Genomic DNA, 12352 nt, shown 5'->3' on the forward strand with positions numbered 1-12352 from the left:
ATTGAAAAAACATTTCAACATAATGATGTTAGGTGTTCGCTATTTTTATCAAAAATGGGTGGTAAATGAAATTTCGCTGGAAGAGAGATGTCTAACGATCAGGGAAAGTGGTATAATGATTGGAAGGATATTTTTTAAGAAGGTGAAGAAATGCGCTTTATACATACAGCTGATTGGCACATCGGAAAAAAACTACATGGCTATGATCTGCTGGAAGACCAACGAGCAATCATTGATCAAATCATAGCGCTAGCAAGAGCAGAAAAGGTCGATGCCATCATCATTGCGGGGGACCTTTATGATCGTTCGGTTCCTGCTGTTGATGCAGTCAAATTACTAAATGAAAAAATCGCTGAAATCAATTTAACGAATGAACTGCCATTATTGGCTATCTCAGGAAACCATGATAGTCCAACTCGTTTAGAAACCGGCAGTCAGTGGTTTCAACAAACACGCTTTTACCTGTCCACTAGCATCGAACAAAGTTTGCACCCGGTTGAGTTTGACGATACACAATTCTTTTTACTACCGTATTTCGAACCCATCGAGGCCCGCTTGTTTTTTGATGAACCATTAATGAAGATTTCTGATAGTGTCCAAAGAGTCATTGAGGAGATGACCAAGAACTTTGACTCGTCCAAAAAGCAAGTGCTAGTGACCCATTTTTTTGTGGCGGGTTCTAGCCAAACAGATTCAGAAACAAAAATTCAAGTTGGCGGATTGGACAGCGTACCGACCACCGCTTTTGCGCCTTTTGATCGGGTTGTTTTAGGCCATTTACATGCCAATACGGCTCTCAAACACCCAAAGATCGGGTACAGCGGCTCACCACTGAAATTTTCCCTTTCTGAACGGACGAACCAAAAAGGAATCTATCTTATTGATACCGTAAAAGATACCAATGAATTTATTCCACTGACACCAAAAAGGGATATCCAGCAGCTGACGGCGTCCTTTGAGGAGTTGATCGATCCGGGTTTTTATCGTGATCTTGATCGTGAGGCGTTTTGGCATTTTCTGCTGACGGATCGTGCTGTGATTCCAAATATGATGAATCAGTTGCGAAAAATCTATCCATTTATTTTGTCTGTCGAACGGTTGAATGGACGAGAACAGACGAAAAAAAGACAATTAACGACACGAGAAACCGATCCGCAGACCTTGATCAGTCATTTTTTTCAAGAAATGACGGGTGATTCATTGCTCGATTCACAAGCCAAATGGATCGAACAAGGATTAAATGAAGCATTTGTCGTGGAAAAGAGGGAATAGTCATGCAACCGAAGTCTTTACAAATGAAAAATTTTGGTCCATTCATTGATGAAAAATTGGATTTTAGTCAGCTGCAAGCTGGCGGGTTGTTTTTGATCAGCGGCAAAACTGGTGCAGGAAAAACGACTATTTTCGATGGAATGACGTTTGCCTTGTTCGGTGAAACATCAGGGAATCTGCGCTCAGGCAAAGAAATGCGATCGATGTTTGCTTCACCAACCGAAGAGACCAGCGTCACGTTTACTTTTGAACATCAGCGTTTTACCTACCAGATCCAACGGAAACCGGAACAGACGTTAGCAAAAAAACGTGGTGACGGTGTCACTAACCAAACGGCAAAAGTTCAATTGACGATTTTTGACGCCGATGGCAAAGAGAAAAAGCAGATCAGTAAACGGACAGAAGTTGATGCGTTTATCAAGGATCTGCTGCAGCTGGATGCAAAACAGTTTTTTCAAATCATGATGTTGCCGCAAGGAGAATTTCGTAATTTTCTGATTGCCAGTAGTAACGAGAAAGAACGGGTTTTACGAAATCTATTTGGTACAGAAATGTACCAGCAATTTAATGAATGGCTAAAAGAGCAAGTCAAAGCACAAAGTAGAAAGCTTGAACATCAGCAACTAGTCGCTTCGCAGATCATGGAGCGTTTTGAATGGGAAGAAGTGCAAGAAGTTTTAACGGTTGCGGAATGTCTGACTTTATGGGCGCAAGATTTAGAGAAACAACAGATTCAACTTCAAAAGTTATTGCAGAGAAAAGACCAGGCAACGCAAGAAATGAAAGCTGCGCAAGATGCCTTTTACCGTGCAAAAGAAATCGAAAATGCTCGGATCGAATGGCAAGAACTACAAGAAAAAGCACAACTGTTGAATGCCCAAAAAAACGAGATCGATCAAAAAAAAGCACGATTGACCCAACTTGTGTGGGCGCTTGAACATCAAGAAATCATGCAGCAAAAAGAAGAACGCGTAAATGAAGCGCAGCAAGCAGCACAGCAAATCGACGAAACGAAGCAGCTGTTGCAAGATGTTCAGCGGCAACAAGTAAGCTGGCAAGAACAAAGACCGTTGATCGAAGAGACTAAGAAAAAGCATGAAGCTGCCAATCAAAGAAGCCAACAGATCCAGCAGCAGATTCCATTGGCGCAACGCACAGAAAAGCAGCGAGAAGAAGTGGCACAGCAGGAAAAAGCAGCACAGCAGCAAACGGGCAAATTGACCAAAATTACTCAAGTGCTTGCTAACACCAAAACACAAGAGCAGCAACTGGTAGAAAAAATTGAAACGTTAAGAACATTTCAAACAGAAGCATTAAAACTAGCTGAAACACAATTGCTAATTGAAAAATGGCAGCAAGCAAAGGCACTGGTTCGTGAAGCAGAGCAAAAAACAGGGGAACAACAACAAATTCATTCGGATTTGGTCCTTGAAAAACAGCAACTAGAAACATCTTTGCTAGAGCTGCAAAAAACGCTAAAACAAGAAACCAGTCAAAATGCTCGGATGCAAATTGCGCGGCTTCGTCTTTTATTGGAAGAAAATGAACCTTGTCCCGTGTGTGGATCATTGGATCATCCGAATGCACAGGAGCATACGACCTATCCCATTGAGGACATTCTTGCGAGTGAGCAAAGACTTGAGCAAATGCAAGAAAAATTGACGATAGTCCAACAGCAGGTATCGGCAAATCAAACGCTTCAAGAACAAGCGTTATTGCGGATCAATGAATGGCAAGCGACAAGCGTTTCGGCGGAAAAGCAAGCGGCTGCTGCTTGGAACGACGTTCAGCAGGCATACGCTAGGTTACAGCCTTTCGAAACGCAAGAGAAGCTTACTGAAGAAACGATTGCACAGGAATTAAAAAAACGACAATCTCTCAATCAGCAAAAAGCCTCCTCTTACGAAGCAGCGCAAAAAACATATCAGGCAGTAAAGGGGCAATTGACAAAGTTAGATGAATCCTATCAGCAAGTCAGTGAGCAAGCAAAAAAGGCCGAGGAAGCGCGCCAACTTGCGGCAGGAAAATTGGCCTCTTTGCAAGAACAACTTGCTGGTGCTACTTACCAACAACTACAAGCCGATTTAACGTCAATTCATCTTTTACTAAGGGAATATACGCAACAAATCGAGGCGGATGCACGGCAAGAAGCACAGATCAAAGAGCAGCAAGCGATCCTTTCAGAGAAGTTGAAGAATGTACAACAATTTTTCGAAGAAAAGCAAGCCGCCAAGGCGAAAGCAGAACAACGGCTGATGCAACGATTGCAAGAAGCAGCGATGACTGAAGAAGCAATGCGGGAATTGATTGCCCAAGCTCCTCAAACAACCCTTCTGACAGAAGAAATCAAAACCTATGAGCAAGAAACGGCGTTTGTTCAACAGCGTCTGATATTGCTAGATACCCAATTAAAAGAGCAGGCGGCAATGGATTTAATCCAATTGGAAACGACCTACCTTCAGTTGCAGACTGTGATGGAGGAATTACAGCAAGAAACGGTTCGCAAACAGGAGAAGGTCAACAGCAATCAACGGTTATTTGACGAGTTGCAAGCCATTTATCAGAAAAATGTCGAAGAACTTGCCCAATTAGGCCAACTCCAACAGTTGGCAGAAACCATCAATGGCGAAAACACGAAGAAAACCAGCTTGGAACGGTATGTGTTGCAACAATTTTTGACGGAGATCTTAGAAGTCGCCAATGAACGCTTGTCCCGTTTGACCCGTGGCCGCTATCAATTTGAATTAGCGGATAAAGTTGGGAGCTATCGAAGCTCAACAGGCTTAGAAATTGACATCTATGACGATAATGCCGGTCAAGTCAGAAGAGCACATACACTGTCAGGCGGTGAAAGCTTTATTGCAGCCTTAGCGTTAGCAATCTCTTTAGCAGATGTAATCCAGCAACGAGCTGGCGGGATTGAGATCGAAGCACTTTTCATCGATGAAGGGTTTGGCTCGCTTGATGAAGAATCATTGGAAATGGCGATGGAAGCATTAGAAATGATCGAAAATGAAGGGCGCATGATTGGGATCATCAGTCATGTTCGAGAACTGCGGGCAAGGATCCTGCAGCAAGTGTTCGTAGAAACCAACGGCAGCGGGCAAAGCCGGATCCGAATAAAAGAATAAGGAGAGGAGGGCTCTTATGAAGTGGAGTATTCCAGAAAAAGTAATCGAGCGGGGGAGAACGTATCTTAATGAAGGCCGTGTACTGTCTGTCACCCCGGATAAAGAAAAAAATGTGTGGCATGCAGAAGTACTCGGAACAGAATTGTATTTAGTTACTTTGGATGCTACTGCCAAAGAAGTGGATTATTGCCAATGTCCCTATTGGGAAGAACATCATTATTGCAAACATACGGTGGCCGTCGAACTCTATTTACGCCAACAAGGAAAAACACGAAAAATCAATGAACAAACCCCCATCAAAAAAGCCTTTTCTGCTTCAGAGATGTTTTCCAATGGTTTTGCTCGCTTAGACAGCGAAAAAGAAGCGAGTAAACCATTACAGATTGAATTTCGGGTAGATACGATTGCGACAAATCCTTATCACCAAGAGATGGATATTTTAGGGGTCTCTTTGAAGGTCGGGCATCGCGGCACGGCCAGGACCTATGTCGTCAAAAACATTTACAAATTTTTACAGATGTATCAAGAGAACAAGCACTATGCGGCCAATAAGCAACAGACCTTTTTGCTTTCTGCGGATGCTTTTGATGAGAAAAATCGAGCTTTATTGAATCGATTGACAGGAATCGCGCAAACCCAACAATTAATGGGGCAAGCGGGCATTCAAATCAATGGCAAACTTGACAAAAAATACTTGCTGCTGCCCGTTGAATTCGGCAAGGAACTGCTATTGCAATTCAATGATGTCTACACGCAAATCACCATTGGTGAAACCAAGGTCAGCCAAGTAGACTTCCAATCGGGGGAACCATTGACGTTTTCAGTTACAAAAGAAGCGGATCATTTTCCGCTGCTGTTCGTAAAAGACTTCGACCACTTACTTAGTTATTATAACTGGGGGCTGTTGGACGGAACATTTTATGAATTGACTGTCGAGCAAAAGGAGATCTATGTCACGATGCAGCAGCTGTTTAAACGTTTTGAACAGCCAATCATTGATTATCCAAAAGAAGAGCTGGCGAATCTCTTTATGAAAGTTTTGCCTTATTTGCGAAAAATTGGGCGTGTCCAAGTGGCTCCTGAGGTTCAAAATGACATCGAAGAATCTGAATTGAAAGCAGTTTTCTCCTTGCGGAAAATCAAAGGTCAAGTAGATCTACAAGTTGATTTTACTTATGGAGAAGTCGTTTTTTCAAGTGATGAAAAACATCAATACATGCCAGAAAATCATCCAGAGATTTTACGTGATTTCCAACAAGAAGCACGGATCGAAGCCATTATTGAAACCTTTGGCTATCAAGCCAGCAGCAAAAATTGGCAAAAAAATCTACCACTAGGTGAGCAACTCTATACCTTTTTTACGAGAGAGATCCCGGTCTTGAGACAATTAGGGGAAGTGCGGATCGGCAAGAAGCTGCGGGAACTCTACCTTGATGCCCAGCATCATCGACCAGAAATCGTGATTGAAGAGAATGGTTCTTGGTTGGATATCAAGTTTGATGTTAGCGGCATTCAAGAATCAGAGATCAACGATGTTTTGCGGAGTCTGTTGCAATCTGCGCAATTTTATACCACAGAAAATGGGCAAGTTCTTTCGCTGGAGTCGGAAGAGTTTCAAGAAGCAAGTGCTGCCCTCAAAAAATTGCGGCTCTCGTTAGATACGAAAAACGGGGCAATCCAAGTCCCATTGAATCAAGGGCTATTGCTGCAAGAACAGTTTGCCGATCAAGCGAGTTTTAGCACAGGCTTTCAGCAAATGACGAAAGATTTGATCCATCCAGAAAACTTTGAGGCACAGTTGCCAGACAACTTGCATGCTGAGTTGCGGCAGTACCAAGAAGTTGGCTTTCGTTGGCTAAAAATGTTGAGCCATTATCAATTTGGCGGCATTCTTGCTGATGAAATGGGGTTAGGGAAGACCGTCCAAACCATTAGCTATTTGCTTTCTGAGAAACAAGAGCATCAAAAATTGAATGCGTTAATCGTGGCGCCAGCCAGTCTAACATTCAACTGGCAGCAAGAAATCAAACGGTTCGCACCTTCAATTTCAGCGACTGTCATCAGTGGAACGAAAGAAGAGCGAGAAGCGCAGATGGCGCAATCAGCGGACGTCCGAATTACTTCGTATGCAAGCTTGCGTCAGGACATTGATGCCTATCAAGCACTAGAGCTATCGTGTTTGATTTTAGATGAAGCACAGATGGTCAAAAACAGCGCGACCAAAACGGCACAGGCATTGCGATCCTTGGAAGTTCCGCAGCGGTTCGCCCTCAGTGGCACACCGATCGAGAACAATTTAGAAGAATTGTGGTCCTTGTTCCAAATGATTATGCCAGGCTTTTTCCCCAACAAGCAGAAATTTAAGGAACTATCTACACAGGAAATTGCAAAAATGATCAAACCCTTCATTTTGCGAAGAGATAAAAAATCTGTGTTACATGATTTGCCGCAAAAGCTGGAAACAAATTATTACAGTGTCCTAACAGAGGAACAAAAGAAAATTTATTTGGCGTATTTGCGACAAATGCGAGAAGAAATCGCGCAAATGGATTCTACGTCTTTCCGCAAAAATCGGATCAGTATTTTAGCTGGCTTGACTCGTCTACGGCAAATCTGCTGTGACCCTCGATTATTCGTGGAGGACTACGAAGGGTCTTCTGGGAAACTTGAACAGGTCAAAGATTTACTCTTAGCAGCCAAAGAAAATGGCCGTCGTGTCCTGCTATTTTCTCAGTTCACCAGTATGCTTTCGATCATTGAAGAAGAATTAGCCCAGGAAGGGTTTGAATCCTTCTATTTGCGTGGCAGCACACCGCCACAAGATCGTTTGACGATGGTCAATGCTTTTAATAGTGGCGAAAAAGATGTCTTCTTGATCTCATTAAAAGCAGGAGGAACTGGACTAAATCTGACTGGTGCAGATACAGTGATTTTATACGATTTATGGTGGAACCCAGCAGTGGAAGAACAAGCCGCTGGACGAGCCCATCGGATTGGTCAAAAAAATGTAGTCGAAGTCTGGCGAATGATCGCCGAAGGAACCATTGAAGAACGAATGGATGCATTGCAACAAGAAAAACGTGAGCTTTTCCAAAAAGTGATTCAAGGCAATGAAACCCAGCTTCAACAAATGACCGAAGAAGATATTCGCTTAATTTTGAGTATCGGCGAAGAACATTAAGCATTCAAAAAAACATGGACCCGCTTGAAGCGAAGGTCCATGTTTTTTAGTTATAGGCGTATGCAGGAAGCTGCAAGAGGGCGTCAATACTTTCTTGGAGCTGCGAGAAAGCAGTGATCGACACATCGGGCAAATCTTCCAATCCATTAGGCGCCTGACGAAGACGATGATTGAACCACAAGGCTTGCCAACCGGCTTTTTTGCAGCCCACTACATCATTATCAAAGTTGTCACCTACGTACAGTGTTGTTTCTGGATCAAGAGCAAAGGCGGTTTCAGCCAATTGGAAAATTTCTAGCTCTGGTTTCTGATAACCGGTTGCTTGTGAAATGATCATATGCTCTGGTTTGATCCATCGAGTCAGTTGCAACTGATTCAACTTCTTTTGTTGGTGGTCGGTGGGACCGTTAGTAATAATTCCTAATTTGATTGGCAATTTGGACAAATAACTCAAGGTTGACTCAACTTCTGGATGTAGCGTGATAGCATCTAGTTCTTGTTCATAGCACAGCTGAAACTGGCAGCTTTCTTCCATAGTAATAGGGAAATAACCTAAGTCCGTTAGAGAATGAGTCAGCCGGTAATAACGAAAATGCTCCAGCGTCCATTCATTCGCCAATACCCTTCCAAACTGTTCATCGCTATGTACGCGAAAACGCAAATAAAGAGCGGTTAGGTCCTTGCGGGCAATTTGTGGAAAGCATGAGGTTATGGCATTACGAAATGGTTGTTGCTGGTCATATAAGGTATCATCGACATCAAAAAGAATACTAGTGATCAAAAGAGACACGCCTTTCAGAGTTAGTGAAAATTTTCAGTTTGTTTTCGAATCAATCATAAGCCATTATGACTCTAAAAAAAAGAGGGAAAGCCTTGTGAAATAAAGGTTTTATTTACTGTTTTTAGAAATCCGCGTCTTGATAGGTTTTCAAAATTATAGTGAATTTTACCCATTTTCACATGTTTCTCATTTTGCATTTCTTCAAAGAGTTGCTTATAATGAAAGCTATTGAGGAGGGGGAAATGTGTTAAAAAGGTTTTTTCGTTATTATCGACCGTATCGGTCACTATTTATGCTAGATTTTACTTGTGCGGTATTTGCTGGTTTATTAGAACTGGCCTTTCCCGTTGCCGTCAACCAAGTAATCGATAAGATCATGCCCCAGAACAACTTTCGCTTGATACTATTGGCTTGCTTAGGCTTGTTCTTGTTTTATGTGATCAATACTGTGTTGCAATATATCGTGGTTTTTTATGGTCATAAACTTGGGGTCAATATTGAGACAGATATGCGTCAAGAACTGTTTCGACATCTGCAGACCCAATCTTTTGAATATTATGACAATCAAAAGACCGGCAAGCTGATCAGTCGCTTGACCACGGATCTCTTTGAAATCTCTGAAGTCGCTCACCATGGGCCAGAAGATGTTTTTATTACCATCATGACTTTGGTGGGGGCATTCCTATTGATGTTGAATATGCACGTTCAATTAGCGGTAGCGACATTTGCGTTGATTCCATTGATTACGATTGCCTTGGTTTTTTTCAATAAGAAAATGACCAAAGTCAATACACAGATCTATGACAACCTCGGTGAGTTCAACGCCGGAGTGGAAGCATCTGTTAGCGGCATTCGAGTGACCCAATCGTTTGCTAATGAAACGTTCGAACATAAACGCTTTGATGGACTGAGCGAAATCTATCGGCAATCGAAGATCCTTTTTTATAAGGTAATGGCGATCAGTTCAGCGTATAATTACTTTCTGATTCGCTTGATCAACTTGTTTGCTCTGATTTTTGGTGCTTACTACGTGATTCGTGGTGAACTGACGAATGGCCAGTTTGTTGGGTTTATTTTATTATCGAATGTCTTTGTTAGACCAATTGAGAAGGTCAATACGATGATTGAAAGCTATCCGAAAGGCATCGCTGGCTTCAAACGATTGACCGAAGAATTGGATAAAGAACCGACGATCAAAGACAAACCAGGGGCACGGGCTGTTCAATCATTAAAAGGGGATATCGTCTACCAAGATGTTTCTTTTTCCTATGCGGATGCGACGAAAGTCTTGAATCACATCGATTTATCGATCAAAGCTGGCGAGACGATCGCCTTCGTCGGGCAAAGTGGCTCAGGGAAAACCACGTTATGCAACTTGTTGCCGCGTTTTTATGAAGTCACTGAAGGCGCCATTACGATTGACGGCATCAATATTCAGGAGATGACCCTGGCTTCTTTACGTCAGCAGATTGGGACTGTGCAGCAAGATGTCTTTCTTTTCCCGGGAACGATTCGAGAAAATATTGCTTATGGCAAACTTGATGCAACAGAAGAAGAGATTTTAAAGGCAGTCAAATTAGCACACTTAGAAAAGGTCATCGATCAAATGACGGATGGGTTAGATACGGTCATCGGTGAACGAGGAGTCAAATTATCCGGTGGTCAAAAGCAGCGGGTAGCGATTGCTCGGATGTTCTTAAAAAACCCGCCGATTTTGATATTGGATGAAGCAACATCAGCGTTGGATACAGAAACCGAGCAAGTGATTCAAGAGTCATTGAATTCTTTGGCAGATGGCCGTACAACCTTGATCATTGCCCATCGCCTCGCAACGATCAAACATGCGACACGCATCATTGTCGTTAGTGATAAAGGCATCTTAGAAGAGGGGACCCATGAAGATTTGATGGCGAAAAAGGGACATTATCGCGCATTGCATGATGCGCAATTCGCTCGTGATGGAGAACCTTCTCTCCCTTAGAAGAAAGAAATGAACGATCAATCCAAGAAAACACTAGTCTTTTTATACTTTGTCAGGAAAAAGCATAAAAGACGGGTTTCTTAGGTTGATCGTTTTTCACTAAATTTTTGTGAGAAACCCTTTTCATTTATAAGCAGATATTCATTTCTCCTACTGTTTTATTGTCGATTATGATAGAAATACTTGTATGGTTTTCTGATTAAAAAGGAATGTGATACAATGGAATCAAGAATGAAGACATTGGTTGAGAATCTTCTCTGGAAAAAATAACATATATTTTTATTGTAGCCCTTTCGTTTCCAAGGCAACAAGGGATCGTGAAATTTTTCCTTTGAAAACGATTGAGCCATGGACTTGGTTTTTTCCTCCGTTTTTTTGATTACACATGTAATTACAGAGGGGAAATTAAAAAACGCGGGATTCAACTAAAAGAGTATTTTAATATTCTGACATCTTTTTGATACACCTTTGACACACTGTTGTATAAAAGAAGTAATATTAAAAAAAAATTTGATTTTTCTCATTTAAAAATAAACTTTTTGAGTGAAACCTTTTGCCTAAAAGGTTTCGCTTTTAATATAACTTTCGAGTTTTATTAAAAAATATGAGATTTAGACTAGATTTTTTTTAGTTAAACCTGTATAATTGAAATCAAGCGAGGGAACAGGACTTGCTTGATTGAAAATTAAAAAGGAGAGATGCACGTTGTTGACACTATACACTTCCCCAAGTTGCACATCTTGTCGCAAAGCTCGTGCGTGGTTACAAGAGCACGAAATCCCTTTTGTTGAAAGAAATATTTTTTCAGAACCGTTAAATATTTCTGAGCTTAAGGCAATTCTACAAATGACAGAAGATGGCACAGAAGAAATTATTTCCACCAGATCCAAAGTATTCCAAAAGTTGAATATGGATCTAGATGACCTGCCCCTAAAAGATTTATTGACACTTGTTCAAGAAAATCCAGGATTATTGCGTCGGCCAATTATGATCGATGAAAAACGATTGCAAGTTGGGTTTAACGAAGATGAAATTCGTCGGTTCTTACCTAGGGATGTTCGCCAACTGGAACTAAGACAAGCGCAATTAATGGCAGGCTTATAAATTTGACTTCATCGACTCGCTTTCTCGTAGAAAGTGAGTCTTTTTTTGAGTTTTTACGTTTTTCTTAAGAGGATATTCGTTTTCTCTTTACTTTTTATCAGGTTTCGATACAATGAACCTATAGTGAGTAGCAAAAGTGAGGTGTAGCTAATATGGAAATGGAACATATCAATGAGAACACCATTCGTGTACTGATCAAAAGTGAAGACTTAGCTGCGAGAGGCATCACTTTTCTTGACCTTCTAGGAAATCACAATGAAATTGAAAACTTCTTTTACAGTATTCTTGAAGAAGTTGATATTGACGAAGAATTTAAAGGCAGTGAAGCTGTAACTTTCCAAGTCTTGCCTAAAGGCGATGGGTTAGAATTGTTTATTAGCAAAAATCTTCCACCAGAAGGAATGGAAAATTTTGATGAGATGAACGATGAAGCGAATGAAGACATTACCGATATGTTGAAAAAACATGTAGCGGCTCAATTACAAGAGTCAGAGCAAGCAGAAGAAATCGGCAATCGTTTTGTATTCGAGTTGTTGCGATTCGAAGATATGATTCAATTGGCATCCGAAGTATATTTGGATTCCGTTGCAACCAATCTTTACCAAATGGGCAATCATTATTATATTGAAATTCGATTTATGGATGTAGATATTACTGATATTGAAGTGGAAAATGCACTTTCTTATTTGATGGAATTTGCCCAAAGGACTTCAGTGACGCCCGAAGTTTTATCAGAATACGGTGAGTTGATCATGGAAAACGATGCACTTGAATTGACTCGTTTCTATTTCAAGAATGATTAATGAATGAAAATCATTTCCAGCCAAGGACATTTTGACAATGTTTTTGGCTTTTTTAATTGTGTTTGACGAATCTGGCGTACCTCTTATTGAGGTGAGCCA

7 protein-coding genes are annotated in these 12352 nt (G+C 41.3%); 6 read left to right on the plus strand and 1 reads right to left on the minus strand.

Annotation, left to right across the window (positions count from 1 at the left end; genetic code table 11):
• The first annotated feature begins 150 nt into the window (after positions 1–150).
• The 3 genes from IGJ12_RS06520 to IGJ12_RS06530 are packed head-to-tail and all read left to right on the plus strand — an operon-like array spanning position 151 to position 7584.
• Complete coding sequence (locus IGJ12_RS06520) at positions 151–1272, plus strand: exonuclease SbcCD subunit D (protein ID WP_430619491.1); 1122 nt, start codon at positions 151–153, stop codon at positions 1270–1272.
• Between the two features lie 2 nt (positions 1273–1274).
• On the plus strand, positions 1275–4403 hold the full coding sequence (locus tag IGJ12_RS06525) for an AAA family ATPase (protein WP_430619492.1): 3129 nt from the start codon (positions 1275–1277) through the stop codon (positions 4401–4403).
• 16 nt (positions 4404–4419) lie between these two features.
• Positions 4420–7584, plus strand: a complete 3165-nt coding sequence (locus IGJ12_RS06530) for an SNF2 helicase associated domain-containing protein (protein ID WP_429960089.1) — start codon at positions 4420–4422, stop codon at positions 7582–7584.
• A gap of 46 nt (positions 7585–7630) precedes the next feature.
• Here IGJ12_RS06530 and IGJ12_RS06535 read toward each other — a convergent pair whose 3' ends face one another.
• Complete coding sequence (locus IGJ12_RS06535) at positions 7631–8365, minus strand: HAD family hydrolase (protein ID WP_034878652.1); 735 nt, start codon at positions 8363–8365, stop codon at positions 7631–7633.
• Between the two features lie 244 nt (positions 8366–8609).
• On the opposite strand from IGJ12_RS06535, the gene IGJ12_RS06540 reads away from it, so the two are divergent.
• The 3 genes from IGJ12_RS06540 to IGJ12_RS06550 all read left to right on the plus strand — a co-directional run bounded on the left by IGJ12_RS06540 (position 8610) and on the right by IGJ12_RS06550 (position 12253).
• Positions 8610–10346 carry an ABC transporter ATP-binding protein gene (locus IGJ12_RS06540; RefSeq protein WP_005236757.1) on the plus strand — a complete coding sequence of 579 codons (1737 nt, stop codon included), beginning with the start codon at positions 8610–8612 and terminating at the stop codon, positions 10344–10346.
• Between the two features lie 705 nt (positions 10347–11051).
• Complete coding sequence (gene spxA / locus IGJ12_RS06545) at positions 11052–11450, plus strand: transcriptional regulator SpxA (RefSeq protein ID WP_003127030.1); 399 nt, start codon at positions 11052–11054, stop codon at positions 11448–11450.
• A 152-nt stretch (positions 11451–11602) separates the two neighbouring features.
• Positions 11603–12253, plus strand: a complete 651-nt coding sequence (locus tag IGJ12_RS06550; protein ID WP_016621314.1) for an adaptor protein MecA — start codon at positions 11603–11605, stop codon at positions 12251–12253.
• Positions 12254–12352 lie beyond the last annotated feature (99 nt).

Origin of the sequence: Enterococcus sp. DIV0802b, from assembly GCF_050543535.1 — a bacterium.
Taxonomy (GTDB): Bacteria; Bacillota; Bacilli; order Lactobacillales; family Enterococcaceae; genus Enterococcus_D; species Enterococcus_D entomosocium.

Bases quoted from the DNA above. Each gene is read 5' to 3' on its own strand.
- IGJ12_RS06520 (WP_430619491.1), top strand. From the start codon at position 151: ATGCGCTTTATACATACAGCTGATTGGCACATCGGAAAAAAACTACAT.
- IGJ12_RS06525 (WP_430619492.1), top strand. From the start codon at position 1,275: ATGCAACCGAAGTCTTTACAAATGAAAAATTTTGGTCCATTCATTGAT.
- IGJ12_RS06530 (WP_429960089.1), top strand. From the start codon at position 4,420: ATGAAGTGGAGTATTCCAGAAAAAGTAATCGAGCGGGGGAGAACGTAT.
- IGJ12_RS06550 (WP_016621314.1), top strand. From the start codon at position 11,603: ATGGAAATGGAACATATCAATGAGAACACCATTCGTGTACTGATCAAA.